This window comes from Microbacterium sp. LWH3-1.2 (assembly GCF_040675855.1).
Taxonomy (GTDB): Bacteria; Actinomycetota; Actinomycetes; order Actinomycetales; family Microbacteriaceae; genus Microbacterium.
Window position 1 is genome coordinate 2132926 of sequence record NZ_JBEGIK010000001.1, and the last position, 21457, is coordinate 2154382.

Below are 21457 nucleotides of genomic sequence, written 5' to 3' on the forward strand. Positions count from 1 at the left end.
TCCAGGCCGCTTCGCCCCGCGAGACGAGGCTGGCGCCACCCCACGCCAGCCCGCTGTCATGCATGCCGAGAGGACGCTCGTGAGCATCGTCGAAGGATTCCGCCGTTCCCTGCCCATGGCCGACCACGCACGAGGCAAGCGCCTCGCCGTGACGTGCCAGTTCAAGTGCGCCAACGCGTGCTTGGGCCCCGAGTGCAACTCGTCGCACAACGAGACGTTCCAGGAGGTCGCATCGGCGGCGCTGTCGCGTCGCGCGCTCCTGGGGCTGGGCGCGGCCGGTGCGGTCGCCATCAGCGTCGGCGGGCTCCGCGGGCAGACGCCCCTGTCGGGTCCGGGCTCGTCGGGTGTCGGCGGAGCGGGTGCCGCTTTCGCGCGTCCGGCGCGCGGCAGCCTGCCGTTCGACCCGATCGACCCGGTGAACCGTCTGGTCGACGAGTTCACCGTGCCGGCCGGCTACACCTGGCAGCCGATCATCCGCTGGGGCGACCCGCTGTTCTCGAACGCGCCCGTCTTCGACATCAACGCGCAGTCGCCGGCCGCCCAGGCCGTGCAGTTCGGCTACAACAGCGACTATCTCGACATCGTCGCGGACCCCAGCGGCAAGACCGGCGTGCTCGTCAACAACCACGAGTACTGCAACCCGAACATCATGTTCCCGCCGACGACCGACGCCGCCGAGCTGCAGCGCCGGGGTGACATCTTCAAAGCGGCCCAGGGCATGTCCGTCGTCGAGATCACGCGCAAGCGCACCGGTGAGCCGTGGTCGTACGTCGTCGACGGCAAGCGCAACCGCCGCATCACCGTGGAGACGGTGTTCGAGCTCACCGGTCCCGCGGCCGGCGGCGACCTGATGAAGACCGCCGCCGACCCGGAGGGTCGCTGGGTGCGCGGAACGCTCGGCAATTGCGCCGGCGGCACCACCCCCTGGGGAACCATCCTCTCGGGCGAGGAGAACTTCAACGGCTACTTCGCGTGGGCGGCAGACACCGCGGCTCAGAAGCGGTATCAGGCGACGCCGTCGACCAGCACCGAGAACGGCTGGGAGAAGTACGACCCCCGCTTCGACGCGCACAATGCCGACTATGTCAACGAGCCGAACCGCTTCGGGTACATCGTCGAGATCGACCCGCAGGACCCCGCATCGACCCCGCGCAAGCACACCGCCATGGGCCGGTTCAAGCACGAGGGTGCGAACGTCATCGTCGCCGAGGACGGCCGCGTGGTCGCCTACATGGGCGATGACGAACGCAACGACTACCTCTACAAGTTCGTCTCGAAGAACAAGATCTCGGGCTCGCGCAAGAAGAACCTCGAGCTGCTGAGCGAGGGCGATCTCTACGTCGCCAAGTTCGCGGGCAACTCCCCGGCGAACCAGATCACCGGCAACGGCGCCCTGCCGGCCGACGGCAAGTTCGACGGCTCGGGCACCTGGGTCCCGCTCACGCAGAACGGCCAGAGCGTCGTCTCCGGGTTCACGACCGAGCAGGTGCTCGTCTACACGCGTCTGGCAGCGGATGCCGTGGGCGCGACGAAGATGGACCGCCCGGAGGACGTCGAGCCGAGCCCCAAGACGGGCAAGGTCTACCTCGCGCTCACGAACAACTCCAGCCGCTCGGCGGCGACGCTGGACGAGGCGAACCCGGTCACGGGGAACCGCTACGGCCACGTCATCGAGATGACCGAGACCGCCGGCCAGGCGGGCACGACGTTCGGCTGGAGCATCCTGCTTCTGTGCGGCGATCCGGCTGTGTTCGCGAACTCGTACTTCGCCGGCTTCCCCAAGGAGCTCGTGTCGCCGATCTCCTGCCCCGACAACGTCGCGTTCGACTCGGCCGGCAACCTCTGGATCTCGACCGACGGCGCGCCGAGCACGATCGGATACAACGACGGCCTGTTCCTGGTGCCGCTCGAGGGAGCCGAGCGCGGGCACGTGCAGCAGTTCCTCGCAGTGCCGCGCGAGGCAGAGACGTGTGGTCCGGTCATCCACGACGAGGACGGCCTCGTGTTCGTCGCGGTGCAGCACCCGGGTGAGGGTGGCACCTTCGCCGAGCCGCACTCGCTGTTCCCCGACTTCGGCTCGACCGCGGTGGGCGCCGTGCCGACGGCGCCCCGCCCGTCGGTCGTGCAGGTGTACCGCGGCTGAGCCCGTGCGTCGAGCGTCCTCGTGTCGGCCTCAGGACTTCGGATTGGGGCCGCCGAGGATTCACGGCGGACCCAGAGGGCACCACCCGCCGCGTCGTGCCGTCGGTCATGCCGGTGCCCCCGTGGATCATCAGTGCGGCCTGAGTCGTGCACGGCCGCCGTGCCGGCGCAGAGGATGCCGAGCGGGTGCCGGCGGCGGCGGGGTGGCGCGGGATGCTCGGCGGACGTCAACAGCTGACTCTGCCGTGCGACATGGTGTCGTCCGGTGTGTCCCGGGTCACGAGCGCCTTGAGCATGCCCGCCGCCGTGACGAGCTTGCCGTGCCGGGGCTCCCAGAACTCGCACTCGACGGGCGTCACGCGCAGCAGCACGATGCCGGGGGTGTCGAGCCCGTCCTCGAACCAGATGTCGAGGCTGGGGGAGTACAGCTCCTTCATCTTCGCCTCGTCGCGGACGACCTCCGCGCGACCGGCGACGGACACGTACCGGTGTCCTTTCGAGTCGAGGTACGACAGCCCGACGTCGTGCTGCGGATCGGACTGGCTCTCGGCGACCTTGCCGGTGCCGGCGAGGGTGAAGAACCAGATGTCGCCCTTCTCGTCCATCTGCCGCGTGCTCATCGGCCGGCTGACGAGGTTCCCCGACGAGTCGCGCGTGGTCAGCATCGTGAAGTCGATGTCTTCGACGAGTTCCCTGACCCGCGCGATCGCTTCGGGGCCGGTGACGAGATCTTCCTCTGTGTGGGTCATGCCGCCAGGTTGCGTCAGGTGCGGGCACGGCGCCAGGGCATTGACAGCACGGATGCCGCGCCGTAGGACCGCCTCGGGCGGTCACATCCGCGCGAAGCGCGCGCGGGCCACCGTGAAGGCGGCGTAGGCCAGGAATCCGATGCCGATCGTCCATGCGAGCGCCGGGCCGAACGGCAGCGCCAGCATGGCGTCGATGGCGCTGTCGAGGCTGCCCGCCGTGTCGGCGTCGGTCCCGAGGGCGGACACGATGAGCAACACGCCGAGACCGGCCAAGGCGACACCCTTGGCGACGAATCCCACCACGCCGAGCACCGCGACCCCTCGCCCGAGCGCGCCGTGCGGAATCTGCATGCGCGCGCGGAAGCTGCGCCGCACGCCCATCACCACGAACGCGACGCCGGCGATCGCGATGGCCAGGCCGATCGCCGCCAGGACGATGGCGCCGCCGGGCACCCGCAGCAGCTCGCGGCTGGCGTCCTCGGCCGTCTGGTCGGCGTCGGGTCGCGCGCCGATCGCCACGGCCGCCGAGATCAGGCCGAGCACGAGGAACACCGCGGCCTGCCCCCTTTCGGCGACGCGGCGTCCCCACTTGCGGGCAGAGCCCTTCGTGTCGCCCGACCGATCCCTGGCCAGAAGTCCCTCGGCGGCGTGCCATACGCCGAGCGCGCACAGCCCGACCGCGATGAGCCACAGCACGACGGAGCCCGCGGGGGCACCCGCCACGGCCTTCATGGCGCCGGCATGGTCGCCCTCGCCGTTGCCGCCCGAGGCGATCACGATCACGATGACGCCGATGAGTGCATGGATGACGGCATTCGCGACATAGCCGCCCCGGGCGACGCCCTCGAAGACGCTGCTCGACTCCGCATCGCGGGCGAGCTGCTTCGCGCTGCTCTTCACGCGCCGGTCGGTCGTCACCCCCTCACGCTAGACCGCTGCGCCGCCCCTCGAGGGGGCTTGACGCACGGCGCATCGATTCCTCCCGCAGAGGCGGTTCTATCTTGGGGGGATGATCCGCGAGGGCCGTCGACCGCCGGCGACCGGCTGGAGCGTCGTACCCCGCCTGGTGCGGGGAGCCCCTCCCGTCGTGCTCGTCGTCGTGGGCGCGCTGTCGCTTCTCGCCGGGCTCCTCATCGTCACGCGGCCGCTCACGTCTCTCGTGCTGCTGACCGTGTACGTGGGCCTCAGCGCCGTCTTCTCCGGCCTGGCGCGCCTGTTCGCCGCGCCCGAGACCCCCGTGTGGTCGCGGGTCATGTTCGGCGGGCTGTGGATCGCGCTCGGGCTCGCGATCTTCTTCGGTCTCGGTCGGACGCTCGAGCTGCTGCCCGAGATCATCGCCGTGCTGCTCGTGCTGGGCGGCCTGGCGTCGATCTACGACGCGGTGTCACGCGGCAGTCTGAGCCAGCGGGTGCTCGCCGGGGTCTGGGGCGGGACGCAGGTCGCGTTCGGCGTCCTCTCGTACGCGTGGCCCGACGTCACGGTCCTCGTCGTCGCGGTGATCTTCGGTGTGCGCACGATCGTGTTCGGGGCCACGCTGCTCGTGCGTGCGGTGCGCGCCTTCGTGGAAGGAAGGCGATCGGTGCCGGCGACGGGGCTGCCCGCGGCATCCGTCTTCGCATCCACCCCGGGACGCCGCCGTGCCCGTGCGACATGGCTGGCCGCGGGGCGCTACGCGCTCTCCGCGGTGCTGGTGGTGCTCGCGATCGGCGGGTGGTGGGCGAACTCGTGGTTCGAGGACGGAGCCCAGGTGGTGGACGCGTTCTACGACCCGCCCGACGTGGTGCCGTACGACCACGGGCGTCTGATCCGCAGCGACGACTTCTCGGGTCAGAAGCCCGCCGGCGCCGACGTCCGCCGCATCCTCTACACGACCCGTGACGCCAACGGCCAGCCGGCGGTGGCCAGCGCGCTCGTGATCATCCCCCAGGATCCGCCACCCGGCCCGCGGCCGGTCGTGGTGTGGAACCACGGCACCACCGGCGTCGCGCGCGGGTGCGCGCCGAGCCTGCGCGACGCGTCGGCGACGAAGTGGGCGATCCCGGGGCTCGACCGGGCGGTCGCCAACGGCTGGGTGGTCGTGGCGTCCGACTACTCGGGCCAGGGGGCGCCTGGCGTGTTCCCGTACCTCATCGGCCGCGGCGAGGCGCGGTCGTCGCTCGACGCGGTGGTCGCGGCGCGAGAGCTCGACGGCCTCACACTCTCGAGCCGGACCGCCGTCTGGGGGCACTCGCAGGGCGGGCACGCCGCACTGTGGACCTCGCAGATCGCCGAGGAGTACGCGCCCGACCTCGACGTGCGTGGCACCGCTCTGCTGGCTCCGGCCGCCGAGCCGGTCGCACTCGCGGAGGAGCTCACCAGCGGCGACGCGAACGCCCTGCTGTCGATCCTCATCTCGTGGGTGCTCGTGCCGTACGCCGACACGTACGACGACGTCGACCTCACCCGCTACATCGCACCGGGCTCGGAGGCGATCGTCCGCGAGATGACCCAGCGCTGCCCGTCCGAGCCCGGCGTGATCGTGTCGGTCGCGACCGCCCTCGGCGTCTCGGAGGACCGCCCGCTGTACGTGGGCGACCTCACGGCCGGCGCTCTCGGCCGCCGCCTCGCGGACAACACGCCGAAAGGGCCCTGGACGCAGCCGATCCTCATCGCGTGGGGCGACGAGGACGAGGTCATCCCGCCCCATCTGCAGCGCGAGTTCGTCGAGCGGCTGTGCGTGGAGGGCAACCAGGTGCGCCGTCTCGAGTACCGCGGTTACGACCATCTGCGCACGCTGTTGCCGGGATCCCACTTCGTCCCCGTTCTGATCACCTGGACGGATGCCCGATTCCGCCACTCGGACACACACGTCGATGACTGCCCGGCCCAGTGATCCGCCCGGCCCACTGATCGCGGGGGAGCGAGACGACGGGGCCGCCAGGCCGTGCGCGACTCGCGGAACCGCGGGACGCGGCATCCGGTAATGTTGGAGGGTTCCGGCGCGCGTCGACGCGCCGGTGAGAGCTGAATACGGAGGCCACTGTGGACATCGATCTCGGACTGCTGCGGACTGTCGAGCGCGAGAAGGAGATCCCCTTCGACGAGCTCGTGCGCATCATCGAACAGGCGATCCTGACCGCCTACGCCAAGCACACCTCGCCCACGGGCGAGCTGCCGGAGGGCGCGCGCGCGGAGCTGGACCGCAAGACCGGTCACGTGGCCGTGTTCATCCCCCTGCTCGACGACGAGGGCGCCGTCATCGGCGAGGAGGAGTCGACTCCCGAGGACTTCGGCCGCATCGCCGCGTTCGCCGCGAAGCAGGTCATCAGCCAGCGTCTGCGCGACATCGCCGACGACGCCGTGCTGGGGGAGTTCCGCGGCAAGGAGGGCGACATCGTCGCCGGCATCGTGCAGCAGGGACCGAACCCGCGCATGGTGCACGTGGACCTCGGCACGGTCGAGGCGATCCTGCCTCCCGAGGAGCAGGTGCCCGGTGAGGACTACGCGCACGGCGCGCGGCTGCGCGTCTACGTGACCTCGGTAGCGAAGGGCACCAAGGGCCCGCAGATCACCGTCTCGCGCACGCACCCCGGGCTCGTCCGCAAGCTGTTCGCGCTCGAGGTGCCCGAGATCCCCGCGGGCCTGGTCGAGATCGTCTCGCTCGCGCGCGAGGCCGGCCACCGCACCAAGATCGCCGTGAAGGCGAACGACCCCTCGATCAACGCGAAGGGCGCGTGCATCGGCGAGCTCGGTCGCCGCGTGCGCGCGGTCACCGAGGAGCTCGGCGGCGAGAAGATCGACATCGTCGACTACGACCCTGAGCTCGCCAAGTTCGTCGCGAACGCCCTGTCGCCCGCGAAGGTGACGTCGAGCTTCATCCTGGATGCCTCGAACAAGGCCGTGCGCGCGCTCGTGCCCGACTACCAGCTGTCGCTCGCGATCGGCAAGGAGGGGCAGAACGCCCGCCTGGCCGCGAAGCTCACCGGCGCGAAGATCGACATCCAGCCGGACTCGATCCTCGAGGAGGGCTGACCCGCGGCGTCGGCTCCCCGCTGCGCGGTGTAATATGGAGGCTGTACGAACGTGCGTCGGATGCCGCACGCGTGCTCCCCGGGCCACCCTCCTCAGGGTGGTCTCCATCGATTCCGTCCTCGTCGTCGACGAGCGCGCATCGATGCCCGGAAGAGGCGCGTGGGTGCACGAGACGCCGGAGTGCGTGGATGCCGCGATTCGGCGCCGCGCCTTCGTGCGGGCATTGCGTGTGTCAGGCCCGCTTGACACGCAGACCATCGAACAGCACATACAGCGAAAAGGCTGAACGGCTATGGAAACAAAGTGAACGGCTCGAAATGAGACCCGTCCGCCAATAACGGTCTGCCCTGTCTGGGTGGACCCAGACAGGAGAATTTGTGGCTGCCAAACCACGCGTGCACGAGATCGCTTCCGAGCTCGGCGTCGACAGCAAGGTCGCGCTCGAGAAGCTGAAGGCGCTCGGCGAATACGTCAAGAGCCCCTCGTCCACCATCGAACCCCCCGTAGCGCGGAAGCTCCGTGCTGCGCTCGAAGCCGACGGCGCGGCCAAGTCCGCTGACGGAGCGCCCGCCGCGGCGAAGCCCGCCGCTGCGGCACCCGCAGCGCCCGCGGCGAAGCCCGGCGCGCCGGCCGGTCGACCCGGCCCGGCTGCCAAGCCGGGTCCGGCGCGCCCGGCCGCTCCGGCTGCGCCCGCCGCCCCGGCCGCGAAGGCCGCTCCGGAGGCACCGGCTGCTCCGGCGGCCAAGGCTCCCGCCGCGCCCGCCCCGGCCGCGCCCGCGGCTCCGGCCGCCAAGGCGGCGGCCGCCCCGGCCGCGCCCGGTGCGCCCAAGCCCGGCCCCGCCGCCGCCACGCCGCAGCCTCCGCGCCCGGGTGGCACACCGCGTCCCGGCAACAACCCCTTCGCGTCGTCGCAGGGCATGGGCCAGCGCCCGGCCGGCCCGCGTCCGGGCAACAACCCCTTCGCCTCCGCACAGGGCATGGGCCAGCGCCCGAGCCCCGGCAACATCCCGCGTCCCCAGGCTCCGCGCCCGGGTGCCCCCCGTCCCGGCGCTCCGCGCCCCGGTGGTGCGGGTCGCCCCGGTGGCGGCGGTCGTCCCGGCGCTCCGTTCCAGCAGCGTCCCGGTGGTCCCGGTCGTCCCGGCGGTGCCGGCGGCGGCTTCCAGCGTCCCGGCGGCGCGCCCGGTGCAGGCGCCCCGGGCGGCGGCTTCGCCGGTCGTCCCGGTGGGGGCGGCGGTCGTGGCCGCGGCCCCGGCGGCGGCACCGCCGGTGCCTTCGGCAAAGGCGGCGGCAAGTCCAAGCAGCGCAAGTCGCGTCGCGCGAAGCGGCAGGAATTCGAGATGCGGTCGGCCCCGGTCGTCGGCGGCGTCAACGTCCAGAAGGGCAACGGCGAGATCATCCGCCTGCGCCGCGGCGCCTCGATCGCGGACTTCGCCGACAAGCTCGAGGCGCTGCGCGGCTACACCGTGCAGCCCGGCACGCTCGTGACGATCCTCTTCAACCTCGGCGAGATGGCCACGGCCACAGAGTCGCTGGACGAGGCGACGTTCGAGGTGCTCGGCGCCGAGCTGGGCTACAAGATCCAGATGGTCTCGCCCGAGGACGAAGACAAGGAGCTCCTCGAGGGCTTCGGTCTCGACCTCGAGGCCGAGCTGGAGGCGGAGAATGAGGAGGACCTCGAGATCCGTCCTCCGGTCGTGACCGTCATGGGTCACGTCGACCACGGTAAGACGCGACTGCTCGACGCCATCCGCCAGACCAACGTGGTCGCCGGCGAGGCCGGTGGCATCACGCAGCACATCGGCGCCTACCAGGTTTGGACCGAGCACGACGGGATCGAGCGCGCGATCACCTTCATCGACACCCCGGGTCACGAGGCGTTCACCGCCATGCGTGCCCGCGGTGCGCAGGTGACCGACATCGCGATCCTCGTGGTCGCGGCCGACGACGGCATCATGCCGCAGACGGTGGAGGCGCTGAACCACGCCCAGGCGGCGAACGTGCCGATCGTGGTCGCGGTGAACAAGGTCGACAAGCCCGAGGCCAACCCGGCCAAGGTGCGACAGCAGCTGACCGAGTACGGTCTGGTGGCCGAGGAGTACGGCGGCGACGTCATGTTCGTCGACGTGTCGGCCCGTCAGAACACCGGCATCCAGGAGCTCCTGGACGCGGTGCTGCTCACCGCCGACGCGGGTCTTGACCTCACGGCCAACCCGAACAAGGACGCCCGCGGTGTCGCCATCGAGGCGAAGCTCGACAAGGGTCGCGGTTCGGTGGCCACGGTGCTCATCCAGTCCGGAACGCTGCGTGTCGGTGACGCGATCGTCGCGGGCACGGCCTACGGCCGCGTGCGCGCGATGATCGACGAGAACGGCGACCCGGTCGAGGAGGCCTTCCCCTCCCGCCCGGTGCAGGTTCAGGGTCTGAACTCGGTGCCGCGAGCCGGTGACACGTTCATCGTGACCGAAGAGGACCGCACCGCCCGCCAGATCGCCGAGAAGCGCGAGGCCGCCGAGCGCAACGCCCAGCTGGCCAAGGCCCGCAAGCGCATCTCGCTCGAGGACTTCACCCGCGCTCTCGAAGAGGGCAAGGTCGAGTCGCTCAACCTCATCATCAAGGGTGACGTGTCGGGTGCCGTCGAGGCGCTCGAGGAGTCGCTGCTCAAGATCGAGGTCGACGATTCCGTCCAGCTGCGGATCATCCACCGCGGTGTCGGTGCGATCACCGAGTCCGACATCAACCTCGCGACGATCGACAACGCGATCGTCATCGGCTTCAACGTCCGTCCCGACACGAAGGCGCGCGAGCGCGCCGCCCGTGAGGGTGTGGATGTCCGGTTCTACTCGGTCATCTACAACGCGATCGACGACGTCGAGCAGTCGCTCAAGGGCCTGCTCAAGCCGGAGTACGAAGAGGTCCAGTCGGGTGTCGCCGAGATCCGCGAGGTGTTCCGCTCCTCGAAGTTCGGCAACATCGCCGGTGTCATCGTCCGCTCGGGCACGATCACGCGCAACGCCAAGGCGCGCGTCATCCGCGACGGCGTCGTCATCGCCGACGGTCTGGCGATCGAGTCGCTGCGCCGCTTCAAGGACGACGTCACCGAGGTCCGCACGGACTTCGAGGCGGGTATCGGCCTCGGCAAGTACAACGACATCCAGGTGGGCGACGAGATCGAGACCACCGAGATGGTCGAGAAGCCCCGCGCGTAATCCGCGCGACGTGAGGGGCGTCCTGCATCGCCAGGACGTCCCTCACGCTTCGAAAGGAACATCATCATGTCTTCGGAACGCCAGGCCCGTCTGGGTGACCGCATCCGCGTGATCCTGGCCGAGAGGCTCGAGAAGGGTCTGCGCGACCCGCGTCTCGGCTTCGTCACGATCACCGACGTGCGCGTCACGGGCGACCTGCAGCACGCGTCCGTGTTCTACACGGTGCTGGGCTCCGCGGAGGAGCGCGAGGATTCCGCGAAGGCGCTCAAGGCGGCGACCGGGATGCTGCGCTCCGAGGTGGGCAAGCACCTCAACGTGCGCCTCACCCCGTCGCTCGAGTTCATCCCCGACGCGATCCCCGAGAACGCGGGCCACATCGCCGACCTCCTGCGCGAAGCGCAGGAGCGGGACGCCGCGGTCGCGGGGCTCGCCGCCTCGGCCACCTACGCCGGTGACGCCGACCCTTACCTCAAGCCCCGCGAACTCGACGACGACGAGTAGGCGGCGCGCAGCTCAAACAGAACGCCGCGACCGGCTCCATCCGGTCGCGGCGATCCGCGTTCCCGGGGCTTTCCTCATTGCGGCAGGCGAAGCATCCCCTCGGCGGCCTCGGCGAGCCCGTCCGCGATGAGCGAGTCGATCGCGCGGTCGCGCTGCAGCGCGTCCGGCCAGTCGGGGACGACGTCGGCGAGCGGCACGGAGTGGGTCGCAGCATCCCTCAGCGTCTTCAGCACCGCACCACGCGTCTGCCGGTCGCTGCCCTCGTAGCGCGCCTGCTTGCGGCGTTCGTCGCCCGTGTCGGGGCGACCCGCGGCGAGCCAGGCGCAGCGATCGCTGAGTGGGCACAGCTCGCACCGCGGCGTCCGCGCGGTGCAGACCGTCGCGCCGAGCTCCATCGCCGCTGCGTTCACGAGGGCCGCCGTCTCGCGGTCGCCGGGCAGGATGGCCTCCATCGCGTCGAGGTCGCGCCGCGACGGGGAACCCGGCTGCGACCTCCCGTCGATCGCGCGGGCGAGGACCCGCCTCGTGTTGGTGTCGACGACGGGATGCCGGTCGCCGTAGGCGAAGACGGCCACCGCGCGTGCGGTGTAGTCGCCGATGCCGGTGAGCGCGAGCAGCGCGTCGACGTCGCGCGGCACGATCCCGTCGTGGCGATCGCGGATCTCGACCGCCGCGCGCTGGAGCCACAGCGCCCGCCGCGGGTAGCCGAGGTTCGCCCACTGCCGCACCGCGTCGGCAGGGGCGGCTGCCGCGAGATCGGCCGGCGTCGGCCAGCGCACCAGCCAGGCCTCGAGATGCGGGATGACGCGGTTCACGGGCGTCTGCTGCAGCATGAACTCGCTCACCAGCACGCCCCACGCCCCGAAGCCCGGTCGCCGCCAGGGCAGGTCGCGGGCGTTCACCCGGTACCAGTCCACGAGGGGAGCGGCGAGATCGGGCATGCGCTCCAGCCTATGTCTCGGCGCTGCACGACGGCCGTGGGCCCAAGGCCTCGAGGCCGTCCGCAGCGATCTGTTACGACCTCGTCACGATTGCCGAAGCGCGCCGCGGGGACGGCGCAGCCTCCCTAGCGTGTAGTCAGGCGAACACGAGGAGTCATATGCGTCTGCCGGCATCCCCCATCGTCCTGATTCTCTCCGCAGCGCTGCTTTCCTCCTGCACAACCCCGTCGGCACAGTCCGTAGGAACGCCGTCGTCGGAGGCATCCACCGCCCCGACCCCGACCCCGACCCTGACCCCGACCCCGACAGTCGATGCGGACGATCCGTCGATCTGGGTGATCTCCGACAGCGGCATCGGTCCTATCGCTCTCGGCGCGCCCCTCGCCGACGCCCTGGCCCTGATGCCGGAGGGCACGGCCCGCGACACCGACTATTGCGAGTGGTTGGCTTGGTGGAACGAAGGCGCCGATGCCTACGACCTGTTCGTGACGGGCGCGGCGCTGACCGACGACATGCCGGTCAGCCTGGTGGGGACTTCGGCCAGGAACGCGCCAGCCGCCTCCACCGGTCCCCGCACCGCCGAGGGCATCGGGGTGGGGTCGTCGGTCGACGAGGTCCGGGCGGCGTACCCTGACGCGGTCGAGACCGCGGGGTCGGTCGATCCGTCGATCGTGCATCTGCGGGCCGGACGGATCTTCTTCACGTACCGCGACGACCCCGTGATCACATCCGTCACGGTGACGAGCGCGGAGGAGCCACCGTACGAACTCTGCGGTTGATCTGGGCGCGCGGGCCTGCGCCGTAGGCTGGAACCATGCGCCTGCCCGTCACTCCGACCACGACGCTGTGGCGCGAGCTGCGCGACCGCGTGCGGCGGCGTTACCCCGCCGGGCGGGTGATCGTCGCGATCGACGGGTTCGACGGGGCGGGCAAGACGGTGTTCGCCGATGGCCTCGCCGAGGTCTTCGCCGAGACCGGCGACGCCGTGTTCCGGGCGAGCATCGACGGCTTCCATCGTCCGCGCGCGGAGCGGTACGTCCGCGGGCGGCGGAGCCCCGAGGGCTTCTCCCAGGACTCCTACGACTACGCCACGTTCCGCCGCGTGCTCATCGACCCGTTCCGCGACGGCGCGCAGACGGCCGGCACGACGGGCTTCCAGCTCGCCGCGTTCGACGTCGCGCGCGACGCGCCCGTCGAGTCGCAGTGGGTCACCGCCCCGCTCGACGCGGTGCTCGTGGTCGACGGCACCTTCCTCCACCGCCCCGAGTTGCAGGACCTGTGGGACTGGTCGGTGTGGCTCGACGTTCCCCTCGAGATCTCATATGCGCGAATGGCGCTCCGCGACGACTCCGATCCCGATCCCGACGCGCCGTCGAACGCACGCCACCGGCAGGGACAGGAGATCTACGTGAATGAGGCGCGGCCGCGGGAGGCTGCATCCGTCATCGTCGACAACGCGGATCTCGCACACCCCCGGATCGTCGGGCGCAGCTGATGGCGGTCCCCGGCATCCTCCTGGTCGACAAGCCCGGTGGCATCACTTCGCACGACGTCGTCGCGCGCGCTCGTCGCGCGCTCGGCACGCGCAAGATCGGCCACGCCGGCACGCTCGACCCGATGGCGACGGGACTGCTCGTGCTCGGCGTCGAGGGCGCGACGCGGCTGCTGACCTTCGCGGTCGGGCTCGACAAGACGTACGAGGCGACCATCCGCCTCGGGGTCGCGACCGAAACCGACGACGCCGACGGCACCGTCATCGCGGAGACGGATGCTGCGTCCCTCGGCGACGTCGCGATCTCCGACGGCATCGCCGCGCTGACCGGACGGATCTCGCAGGTGCCGAGCACGTACTCGGCGATCAAGGTGGACGGGCGCCGCGCGTACGATCTCGCGCGGGCGGGGGAGGACGTGCAGCTCAAGCCCCGCGAGGTCATCGTGTCACGGTTCGACCTGCTCGCTGAACGCCGGTCCGGGGGCACCATCGACCTGGACGTGGTGGTCGACTGCTCCAGTGGCACGTACATCCGCTCGCTCGCGCGCGACCTCGGTGTCGCGCTCGGCGTCGGCGGTCATCTCACGTCCCTGCGGCGCACGCGCATCGGCCCGTTCGACGTCACGTCGGCCGCCGCCGTGGACGCGCTGGCGGACGCCCCGCTGCTCGATCCCGCAGCCGCGGCCGCTCGCGTGCTCGGCCGGTTCGACGTGACGGCGGACGAGGCACGCGACCTCCGCCACGGCAAGCGGCTCCTCGGCGCGGCGGGGCGATTGCCCGCGACCCCGACCGCCGCGATCGACCCCGACGGTGCGCTCGTCGGCATCGTCGAGCGACGAGGTGCCGACGTCAAGAGCGCCATGAACATGCCCGAGGAGGCCGCCCGATGATCCTGTGGTTCACGATCGCACAGGTCGTCGTGGCTGTCGCGGCGGGTCTCTTCTGCGTCATCGCCGGTCTCGCGGGACGCCGCCCGAGCGATGGGACCGTCGGCGCGCTGGCCCTCGTGGAACTGCTGCTGCTCGTGCAGGTCGTGGTCGCGATCATCGCGCCGTTCGTCGGCAATCCGCCGTCGGGCAGCCTGCTGGAATTCTGGGTGTATCTCGTCTCGGCCGTGCTGCTCCCGTTCGCGGCCGTCGCCTGGGCCCTGCTGGAACGAAGCCGCTGGAGCACCGTGATCATGGGCATTGCGGCGCTGTCCGTCGCGGTGATGGTGTGGCGCATGTATGTCATCTGGACTGTCCAGGTCGCCTGACGAATCCGCGGCCCGGCGACACGAACTATAAACTCGTCTGGTTATGTCGACCACACCCGCTCGCCCCCGCATGACCGGCGTCGGCCGCGTGCTCGTGATCGTCTACGCGATCATGGCCCTCGGTGCCACCGGTCGCTCTTTCGTGCAGATCGTCGAGCGCTTCGACGAGGCGCCGGTCGCCTACACGCTCTCGGCGCTCTCGGCGGTGGTCTACATCGTCGCGACGCTGGCGCTGGTGTTCGCGGGCCGCCGGGGCTGGTACGCGGTGGCATGGGTGGCGATCGTCTTCGAGCTCGTGGGCGTCCTCGTGATCGGAACCCTGAGCCTCGTCATGCCCGAGCTCTTCGCCCACCCGACGGTGTGGTCGTGGTTCGGGAGGGGGTACCTCTTCGTGCCGCTCGTGCTGCCGTTCCTCGGGATCTGGTGGCTCGCGACGCACCACCCCGCCGCACAGACGCGGACCCCCGCAGCGGCGGCGGTCGGGTCGTGATCGTCTTCCGCGATCCGAGCGAGGTTCCCGTGGGCTTCGGGCCCTCGGTCGTCGCGATCGGCAAGTTCGACGGTGTTCACTCGGGGCATCGCGCGGTCATCGATCGGGCGAGAGTGGATGCTGAGGCCTCCGGTGCGCGCGTCGTGGCGGTGACCTTCGACCGCAACCCGCTGGCACTGCTGCGCCCCGAGATCTGCCCCGACAGCCTCGTCGGCGTCGAGCAGAAGCTCCGCCTGCTCGCCCACGCCGGCGTCGACGCGACGCTCATGCTCACCTTCGACCGTGCGCTGGCCGACCTCGGCGCGCGGGAGTTCGTCGAGCACGTGCTCGTCGGCGCTCTCGGCGTGCGGATCGTGATGGTCGGCGCCGACTTCCGCTTCGGTCGCGGCGGTGCCGGCACTCCCGAGCTGCTGCGCGAACTCGGACCGGAGTTCGGCTTCGAGGTCGACGTCGTCGACGACGTGCGGGCGATCGACGCCGGTCGCCGCGTCTCGTCGACGTGGGTGCGCGAACTGCTCGACACCGGCGACGTGAGCGGTGCCGCGCGTCTTCTCGGGCGCCCGCATGCGGTGCGCGGCCACGTTGTCCACGGACTCAAGCGCGGCCGCGAACTCGGCTTCCCGACCGCGAACCTCTCGGCCGACCTGGAAGGCTTCGTGCCCGCCGAGGGCGTCTATGCCGGATGGCTGGTGGACGAAGGGAGGCCGCGGAACGGAGCATCCGAGCCGCGCAGCAGCGTGCGGTACCCCGCGGCGATCAGCATCGGCACCAATCCGACGTTCGACGACGTCGAGGTGCGCCAGGTCGAGGCCTATGTGCTCGATGAGACGGACCTCGACCTGTACGGACACGTCGTCGAGATCGAATTCGAGTCGCGGATTCGCGGTATGGTCGCGTTCGAGGGGATCGAGCCGCTCATCGAGACGATGACCGCGGACATCGCAAAGGTGCGTGAGGAGCTGACATGACAGATCCGGCGGGCCGAACGCGAGGTCCTGTGTCGCTCGCCCGCCGCATCATCGTCGCTGTCATCGTCGTCTCGTTCAGCGCCGCCGCGATCAGCGGCATCGTCGTGCTGCTCGGCGCTGAACTCGGACCCACGGCGTGGCGCGTGCTCAGCACGACGTCCGTCGTGGGGGCGTTCAGCGTTGCGGTCCTCTGCTGCGTGTCGCTCGTGGGGCGACGGCTCCAGACCTTCGGATTCATCGGCGCCGGGGTGTCGGTCCTCGCCGCGGTGCTGGTTCTCGTCGCCGTGTGGGCGCAGCCCGATGGGGATTCGGGGGTGTTCTGGGACGCGCTGTGGACGGCGGTGGCTGCATCCATCGGATTCTCCTTCGCCTCCCTGCTCCTCCTCCTGGCGGATCGGCGCCGCACGGCGGTGCGGATCGGCCTTATGGTGACCCTCGCGCTGTTCGCGATCGTCTTCGGGATGGTGGTCGTCCCGCTCTGGACCGACGACTACGGCGGCGAGATGTACTCGCGCGTGCTCGGCATCTTCTCGATCCTGGCGGCGCTCGGGGCCGTCGTGCTCCCGGTGCTCTCGCTCCTGCTGCGCGAGCGTCCCGCCGACGCTCTCGGAACGGGCCCTTCGCTGTCGCCGGCTTCGCTCGCCCTCCTGCATGCGGAATCGGCCAAGCGCGGCATCACGCCCGACGAGCTGGTGGCGTCGCTGGTGAGCCCACGGTCTCCCGGCCTCCCTGTCGCGTACGGACCGCCGCCCCCGTACGACCCGCCGCCCGCGGACGGCTCTTCCGCAGCGCCGAACCCGTAGACCGGTGCGCCCGCTCGCCCCTACGATCGAGGCGTGCACGCGCTGGTCCTGATGGCCGCCGATGCGGCGGCCGGCGATTCCGTCAACCTGTGGGGTGCGCTCGGGTGCGCGGTCGCATACTCCGCCTCATTGCTGGCGACCCTCGACGCGTTCGCCGATCTCATCCTCGCGCGGGGCGACTCGCCGGCGGGGCGGCTGACACCGGGCATCGGCATGAAGTTCGCGTCCAAGCTCATCGCGGCGGCCATCGCGGTCGTGTCGGCAGCCATCGTGCTCGCGCTCGATGACAACTGGTTCGCGTTCACGACGCTCACCATCGCGTTCGTCGTCGTCGTGGGTATCGGTGTCATCGTCTTGCTGCGGCAGGCGAAGCTCGCCGTCCCGCCGGCGAGCACCGGCTGAGGCATCCGTCCTCTTGCGGTTCCGGTGGTGCTCATCTGAGCAAAGTCTGTGCAGATGTTGGCGCGGACTTCTGGTCTGTGTCAGCCTGGACTGGACGACGAAGGGAGGATCGTGGACGCCGTCGACGAGCTTCTCTCGATCCGCGCCGCCGAGCTCTACTACGAGGAGAACCTCACGCAGGAGGAGATCGGCCGAAACCTCCAGATCACCCGCTGGAAGGTCGGGCGCCTGCTCACCCAGGCGAAGGAGGAGGGCTTCGTCCGCATCGAGATCCTCCATTCCCGAGCGCGCCGACCGCAGCTCGAACGACGCCTGCGCGATGAGCGCGGTCTGACGGACGCCGTCGTGGTCTCACGCGCGGGCGTCCGCAGCGAAGACGAACTCCAGCAGCGAGTGGCGCAGGCCGCCGCCGACTACTTGGCAGCGATGCGGCCGCATCCGCGCGTGCTCGGTGTCAGTTGGGGGCGCACGCTGTCCGACATCGCACATCACCTCCGCGACGGGTGGTCGCGAGGCACCGATGTCGTGCAGATCAACGGCGGCGTCAGCATGAGTCAGCGACCGGGCACCGCGGCGGCGACCGCGGTCAGCATCGCGCAGAAGGGCGGGGGCACGGCGGCGCTGCTGCCGAGCCCGGCCATTCTCGAGCGGCGTGCGACCAAGGAGGCGATCGAGGCCGACCGCGTCGTTGCCGGCGTGCTCGACGCCGCGCGCTCGGCGAACGCGTATCTCTTCAGCGCGGGTCCCGCCGACCACGGCTCCGTCCACGTCGACAGCGGCTACCTCACGACGGCAGACATCGACCGGCTCGTCGAGGCAGGAGCGGTCGGCGACGTGGTCGGGCGGTACATCGCCGCCGACGGACGCATCGCCGACGACGAACTCGATGCACGCACCGTGGGGGTCTCGCTCGACGACCTGCGTCGCGCCGATGTCGCGATCGCCGCGATCGTCGGCACGCCCAAACGCGCGATCGCCTCCGCGGTGGTCGCGTCGGGCCTGTGCACCGTGCTCGTCACCGACGAATCCACGGCGCAGCACCTGCTCGGCGGGTGAACAGCGACGTCGGCATCCCACCTCCGAATCACAACGAAAGCCAGGTCAGGACATGTCAGGCACCTCCATCGTGACGCTGCCCGAGCGGGCCGTCGAGCTGCTCGGCGGGCAGCCCGACGACACCACGCTGCGGCGCTACCTCCACGGACTCCCCGGCGTCGACGCCGTCGGGCTCGAGCAGCGCGCCGCCGCGCTCGGTACGCGCTCGATCAAGACGACGTCGAAGGCGTGGGCGCTCGACAAGATCATCGAGCTCATCGACCTCACCACGCTCGAGGGCGCCGACACGCCCGGCAAGGTGCGCTCGTTGGTCGCGAAGGCGCTGAATCCGGATGCCTCCGACCCGACGTGCCCGCGCGTGGCCGCCGTCTGCGTCTACGGCGACATGGTGCCCTACGCCGTCGAGGCTCTCGGCGCCGCGCACGGCGACCCCGACGACGGGGGAGTGAGCGTCGCCGCCGTCGCCACCGCGTTCCCGAGCGGCCGCGCCTCGCTCGACATCAAGCTCGCCGACACCGCCGAGGCGGTCGCCCACGGTGCCGACGAGATCGACATGGTCATCGACCGCGGCGCATTCCTCGCGGGCCGGTACGGGCTCGTGTTCGACCAGATCGCCCGCGTCAAGCAGGCGTGCCGCCGCGCCGACGGCACGTACGCATCGCTCAAGGTGATCCTCGAGACCGGCGAGCTCAACACCTACGACAACATCAAGCGCGCGTCCTGGCTCGCGATCCTCGCCGGCGGCGACTTCATCAAGACCTCGACGGGCAAGGTCCAGCCGGCGGCGACGCTGCCGGTGACGCTCCTCATGCTCGAGGTCGTGCGCGACTGGCACCGTGCGACCGGCGAAAAGGTCGGTGTGAAGCCTGCGGGCGGCATCCGCACGTCGAAGGACGCCATCAAGTACCTCGTCACCGTCGCCGAGACGGTGGGCGAGGAGTGGCTGCAGCCGCACCTGTTCCGGTACGGGGCCTCCAGCCTCCTCAACGACGTGCTGCTGCAGCGCCAGAAGCTCAAGACCGGGCACTACTCCGGCGCCGACTACGTGACCATCGACTGACCCGGGAGAGAAGACATGAGTTTCCTCGAATACGCACCGGCCCCCGAGTCCCGCGCGATCCTGAACCTGCGCGACGAGTACGGGCTGTTCATCGACGGCGAGTTCCGCCCGGGCTCGGGCGAGTCGTTCGTCACGATCTCGCCCGCCGACGAGAAGCACATCGCCACCATCGCCACGGCGAACGAAGCGGATGTCGACGCCGCCGTCGCCGCCGCGCGCCGCGCGTACGACAAGACGTGGTCGAAGATGAGCGGCCGCGACCGTGGGAAGTACCTCTTCCGCATCGCGCGCCTCGTCCAGGAGCGGGCACGCGAGCTCGCCGTGGCGGAGAGCCTCGACAACGGCAAGCCGATCAAGGAGAGCCGCGACGTGGACGTGCCGCTGGTGGCCGCGTGGTTCTTCTACTACGCCGGCTGGGCCGACAAGCTCGACTACGCCGGACTCGGCGCGGATCCGCGCTCCCTTGGAGTCGCCGGTCAGGTCATCCCGTGGAACTTCCCGCTGCTCATGCTCGCATGGAAGATCGCCCCGGCGCTCGCCGCCGGCAACACCGTCGTGCTCAAGCCCGCCGAGACGACGCCGTTGTCGGCGCTCATCTTCGCCGAGATCCTGCAGCAGGCCGACCTCCCGCCCGGCGTCGTCAACATCGTGACGGGCGCCGGCGCGACGGGCGCGGCCGTGGTGCGGCATCCGGATGTCGACAAGATCGCCTTCACCGGCTCGACGGCCGTCGGTCGCGAGATCGCGAAGGCCGTCGCCGGCACCGACAAGAAGCTGACACTGGAGCTCGGCGGCAAGGCCGCGAACATCGTGTTCGAGGACGCCCCGATCGACCAGGCGATCGAGGGCATCGTCAACGGCATCTTCTTCAACCAGGGGCACGTGTGCTGCGCCGGCAGCCGGCTGCTCGTGCAGGAGTCGATCCACGACGAGGTCGTCGAAAGGCTCAAGTCGCGCTTGTCGACCCTGCGCCTCGGTGACCCGCTCGACAAGAACACCGACATCGGCGCCATCAACTCGGCCGATCAGCTGCAGCGCATCAAGGAGCTGAGCAGGGTCGGCGAGGAAGAGGGGGCGGTGCGCTGGAGTGCCGACTGCGTCATCCCCGACAACGGCTTCTGGTTCGCGCCGACGATCTTCACGAACGTGCAGGCGTCGCACCGCATCGCGCGCGACGAGATCTTCGGCCCCGTGCTCTCGGTGCTGACCTTCCGCACGCCCGCCGAAGCGATCGAGAAGGCCAACAACACGCCGTACGGTCTGTCGGCCGGCATCTGGACCGACAAGGGCTCGCGTATCCTCGCCGTCGCCGACCGCCTGCGCGCCGGCGTCGTCTGGGCGAACACGTTCAACCGGTTCGACCCGTCGTCGCCGTTCGGCGGCTACAAGGAGTCGGGCTACGGCCGTGAGGGCGGCCGCCACGGCCTCGCCGCCTACCTCAAGGGTGCATCGGCGGGCGACGCCGCACGCCGAGTGGAAGCCGGCCGATCGAAGAAGGAGGTCTCGGCATGAGCAAGCGGCTGACCGTTCCCAAGACGTACAAGCTCTACATCGGCGGCGCCTTCCCGCGCAGCGAGTCGGGCCGGACGTATGAGGTCACCACCCCGACGGGCGACTTTCTCGCGAACGCCGCGCTCGCGTCCCGCAAGGACGCCCGCGATGCCGTCGTCTCGGCCCGCGGCGCCGTCAAGGGATGGTCGGGTGCCACCGCGTACAACCGCGGCCAGGTGCTCTACCGCGTCGCCGAGATCCTCGAGGGTCGTCGCGCCCAGTTCGTGGACGAGATCGTGCAGCAGACCGGGGTCTCCGCCGCGGTCGCCGGCGCCGAGGTCGACGAGTCGATCGACCGCTGGGTCTGGTACGCCGGGTGGTGCGACAAGTTCGGCCAGGTCGCCGGCAACGGCAACCCGGTGGCGGGCCCGTACTTCAACATCTCGGTGCCTGAGCCGACCGGCGTGGTCGGCGTCGTCGCCCCGCAGGACACCGCGCTCGTCGGGCTGGTGTCGGCCATCGCGCCCGCGCTCGTGACGGGCAACTCGGTCGTCGTGGTCGCTTCCGAACGCTACCCGCTCTCGGCGATCTCGCTCGCCGAGGTGCTCGCCACGAGCGATGTCCCCGGCGGAGTCGTCAACGTGCTCACCGGCTCGCCCGCCGAGATCGCCCCGTGGCTCGCCTCCCACCCCGATGTGCACGCGCTCGACCTCGTCGGCGCCGGCGACCTGGACTGGATCGACCTGCAGATCGCCGCGGCCGAGACGCTCATGCGGGTGCTGCCTCCCGAGAACGGAACGGATGCCGCGGCCCCGAGCCTCGCCCGCATCACCGCGTTCACCGAGACGAAGACCGTCTGGCACCCGAAGAGCCTGGTGTAGCGGGGAACC

21 protein-coding genes are annotated in these 21457 nt (G+C 70.6%); 18 read left to right on the plus strand and 3 right to left on the minus strand.

The window, feature by feature from the left end; translation table 11 throughout:
* The first annotated feature begins 115 nt into the window (after positions 1–115).
* Complete coding sequence (locus MRBLWH3_RS09790) at positions 116–2143, plus strand: PhoX family protein (RefSeq protein WP_363435430.1); 2028 nt, start codon at positions 116–118, stop codon at positions 2141–2143.
* Between the two features lie 226 nt (positions 2144–2369).
* On the opposite strand, the gene MRBLWH3_RS09795 is transcribed toward MRBLWH3_RS09790, so the two are convergent.
* Both MRBLWH3_RS09795 and MRBLWH3_RS09800 read right to left on the minus strand, forming a co-directional pair.
* Positions 2370–2891 carry a pyridoxamine 5'-phosphate oxidase family protein gene (locus MRBLWH3_RS09795; RefSeq protein WP_363431129.1) on the minus strand — a complete coding sequence of 174 codons (522 nt, stop codon included), beginning with the start codon at positions 2889–2891 and terminating at the stop codon, positions 2370–2372.
* An 81-nt stretch (positions 2892–2972) separates the two neighbouring features.
* Positions 2973–3809, minus strand: a complete 837-nt coding sequence (locus MRBLWH3_RS09800) for a DUF1206 domain-containing protein (RefSeq protein ID WP_363431131.1) — start codon at positions 3807–3809, stop codon at positions 2973–2975.
* Positions 3810–3900: 91 nt separating this feature from the next.
* Between MRBLWH3_RS09800 and MRBLWH3_RS09805 the strand changes: the two genes are divergently transcribed.
* From MRBLWH3_RS09805 to rbfA, 5 genes are all read left to right on the plus strand, one after another.
* Entirely contained in the window at positions 3901–5763 is a 1863-nt protein-coding gene (locus tag MRBLWH3_RS09805) for a lipase family protein (protein ID WP_363431134.1), read from the plus strand.
* Positions 5764–5912: 149 nt separating this feature from the next.
* The gene (nusA, locus tag MRBLWH3_RS09810; RefSeq protein ID WP_363431137.1) at positions 5913–6902 is read left to right on the plus strand and encodes a transcription termination factor NusA; all 990 of its coding nucleotides are present in this window, start codon (positions 5913–5915) and stop codon (positions 6900–6902) included.
* Positions 6903–6936: 34 nt separating this feature from the next.
* Positions 6937–7188: a YlxR family protein gene (locus MRBLWH3_RS09815; protein WP_342000598.1), complete on the plus strand. Its 252-nt coding sequence runs from the start codon at positions 6937–6939 to the stop codon at positions 7186–7188.
* A gap of 91 nt (positions 7189–7279) precedes the next feature.
* Complete coding sequence (gene infB / locus MRBLWH3_RS09820) at positions 7280–10108, plus strand: translation initiation factor IF-2 (RefSeq protein WP_363431140.1); 2829 nt, start codon at positions 7280–7282, stop codon at positions 10106–10108.
* 66 nt (positions 10109–10174) lie between these two features.
* Complete coding sequence (gene rbfA / locus MRBLWH3_RS09825; protein WP_056370212.1) at positions 10175–10609, plus strand: 30S ribosome-binding factor RbfA; 435 nt, start codon at positions 10175–10177, stop codon at positions 10607–10609.
* A gap of 74 nt (positions 10610–10683) precedes the next feature.
* Here the strand turns inward: rbfA and MRBLWH3_RS09830 are convergent, their stop codons facing one another.
* Positions 10684–11550, minus strand: coding sequence for an A/G-specific adenine glycosylase (locus tag MRBLWH3_RS09830; RefSeq protein ID WP_363431143.1), 867 nt, complete (start codon positions 11548–11550; stop codon positions 10684–10686).
* 335 nt (positions 11551–11885) lie between these two features.
* Here MRBLWH3_RS09830 and MRBLWH3_RS09835 point away from each other — a divergent pair, with 335 nt between their 5' ends.
* The 12 genes from MRBLWH3_RS09835 (at position 11886) to MRBLWH3_RS09890 (ending at position 21448) form a co-directional block, all read left to right on the plus strand.
* On the plus strand, positions 11886–12329 hold the full coding sequence (locus MRBLWH3_RS09835; protein WP_363431145.1) for a hypothetical protein: 444 nt from the start codon (positions 11886–11888) through the stop codon (positions 12327–12329).
* A gap of 35 nt (positions 12330–12364) precedes the next feature.
* Positions 12365–13045 (plus strand): uridine kinase, encoded by a 681-nt coding sequence (locus MRBLWH3_RS09840; protein ID WP_363431147.1) that lies wholly within the window; start codon positions 12365–12367, stop codon positions 13043–13045.
* Positions 13045–13932 (plus strand): tRNA pseudouridine(55) synthase TruB, encoded by an 888-nt coding sequence (truB, locus tag MRBLWH3_RS09845; RefSeq protein WP_363431150.1) that lies wholly within the window; start codon positions 13045–13047, stop codon positions 13930–13932. The genes MRBLWH3_RS09840 and truB overlap by 1 nt, the downstream gene beginning before the upstream one ends.
* A complete protein-coding gene (locus MRBLWH3_RS09850) occupies positions 13929–14297 on the plus strand; it encodes a hypothetical protein (protein WP_363431152.1) in 369 nt (122 codons plus the stop codon). The genes truB and MRBLWH3_RS09850 overlap by 4 nt, the downstream gene beginning before the upstream one ends.
* Positions 14298–14340: 43 nt before the next feature.
* On the plus strand, positions 14341–14787 hold the full coding sequence (locus MRBLWH3_RS09855) for a hypothetical protein (RefSeq protein WP_414685345.1): 447 nt from the start codon (positions 14341–14343) through the stop codon (positions 14785–14787).
* Entirely contained in the window at positions 14784–15755 is a 972-nt protein-coding gene (locus MRBLWH3_RS09860; protein WP_363431155.1) for a bifunctional riboflavin kinase/FAD synthetase, read from the plus strand. Before MRBLWH3_RS09855 ends, MRBLWH3_RS09860 begins: the two co-directional genes overlap by 4 nt.
* A complete protein-coding gene (locus MRBLWH3_RS09865) occupies positions 15752–16558 on the plus strand; it encodes a hypothetical protein (protein WP_363431157.1) in 807 nt (268 codons plus the stop codon). The genes MRBLWH3_RS09860 and MRBLWH3_RS09865 overlap by 4 nt, the downstream gene beginning before the upstream one ends.
* A gap of 33 nt (positions 16559–16591) precedes the next feature.
* Positions 16592–16960 (plus strand): hypothetical protein, encoded by a 369-nt coding sequence (locus tag MRBLWH3_RS09870; RefSeq protein ID WP_363431160.1) that lies wholly within the window; start codon positions 16592–16594, stop codon positions 16958–16960.
* 111 nt (positions 16961–17071) lie between these two features.
* Complete coding sequence (locus MRBLWH3_RS09875; RefSeq protein ID WP_363431163.1) at positions 17072–18016, plus strand: sugar-binding transcriptional regulator; 945 nt, start codon at positions 17072–17074, stop codon at positions 18014–18016.
* A gap of 52 nt (positions 18017–18068) precedes the next feature.
* Positions 18069–19076 (plus strand): deoxyribose-phosphate aldolase, encoded by a 1008-nt coding sequence (gene deoC, locus MRBLWH3_RS09880; protein WP_363431166.1) that lies wholly within the window; start codon positions 18069–18071, stop codon positions 19074–19076.
* Between the two features lie 15 nt (positions 19077–19091).
* Positions 19092–20588 (plus strand): aldehyde dehydrogenase family protein, encoded by a 1497-nt coding sequence (locus MRBLWH3_RS09885; RefSeq protein ID WP_363431169.1) that lies wholly within the window; start codon positions 19092–19094, stop codon positions 20586–20588.
* Complete coding sequence (locus MRBLWH3_RS09890) at positions 20585–21448, plus strand: aldehyde dehydrogenase family protein (protein ID WP_363431171.1); 864 nt, start codon at positions 20585–20587, stop codon at positions 21446–21448. Before MRBLWH3_RS09885 ends, MRBLWH3_RS09890 begins: the two co-directional genes overlap by 4 nt.
* Positions 21449–21457 lie beyond the last annotated feature (9 nt).

Excerpts from the sequence above, each read along its gene's own strand:
- MRBLWH3_RS09790 (WP_363435430.1), top strand. The coding sequence starts at position 116 with ATGGCCGACCACGCACGAGGCAAGCGCCTCGCCGTGACGTGCCAGTTC.
- MRBLWH3_RS09795 (WP_363431129.1), bottom strand. The coding sequence starts at position 2,891 with ATGACCCACACAGAGGAAGATCTCGTCACCGGCCCCGAAGCGATCGCG.
- MRBLWH3_RS09805 (WP_363431134.1), top strand. The coding sequence starts at position 3,901 with ATGATCCGCGAGGGCCGTCGACCGCCGGCGACCGGCTGGAGCGTCGTA.
- MRBLWH3_RS09815 (WP_342000598.1), top strand. The coding sequence starts at position 6,937 with ATGGAGGCTGTACGAACGTGCGTCGGATGCCGCACGCGTGCTCCCCGG.
- rbfA (WP_056370212.1), top strand. The coding sequence starts at position 10,175 with ATGTCTTCGGAACGCCAGGCCCGTCTGGGTGACCGCATCCGCGTGATC.
- MRBLWH3_RS09830 (WP_363431143.1), bottom strand. The coding sequence starts at position 11,550 with ATGCCCGATCTCGCCGCTCCCCTCGTGGACTGGTACCGGGTGAACGCC.
- MRBLWH3_RS09840 (WP_363431147.1), top strand. The coding sequence starts at position 12,365 with ATGCGCCTGCCCGTCACTCCGACCACGACGCTGTGGCGCGAGCTGCGC.
- truB (WP_363431150.1), top strand. The coding sequence starts at position 13,045 with ATGGCGGTCCCCGGCATCCTCCTGGTCGACAAGCCCGGTGGCATCACT.
- MRBLWH3_RS09850 (WP_363431152.1), top strand. The coding sequence starts at position 13,929 with ATGATCCTGTGGTTCACGATCGCACAGGTCGTCGTGGCTGTCGCGGCG.
- MRBLWH3_RS09855 (WP_414685345.1), top strand. The coding sequence starts at position 14,341 with ATGTCGACCACACCCGCTCGCCCCCGCATGACCGGCGTCGGCCGCGTG.
- MRBLWH3_RS09865 (WP_363431157.1), top strand. The coding sequence starts at position 15,752 with ATGACAGATCCGGCGGGCCGAACGCGAGGTCCTGTGTCGCTCGCCCGC.
- deoC (WP_363431166.1), top strand. The coding sequence starts at position 18,069 with ATGTCAGGCACCTCCATCGTGACGCTGCCCGAGCGGGCCGTCGAGCTG.
- MRBLWH3_RS09885 (WP_363431169.1), top strand. The coding sequence starts at position 19,092 with ATGAGTTTCCTCGAATACGCACCGGCCCCCGAGTCCCGCGCGATCCTG.
- MRBLWH3_RS09890 (WP_363431171.1), top strand. The coding sequence starts at position 20,585 with ATGAGCAAGCGGCTGACCGTTCCCAAGACGTACAAGCTCTACATCGGC.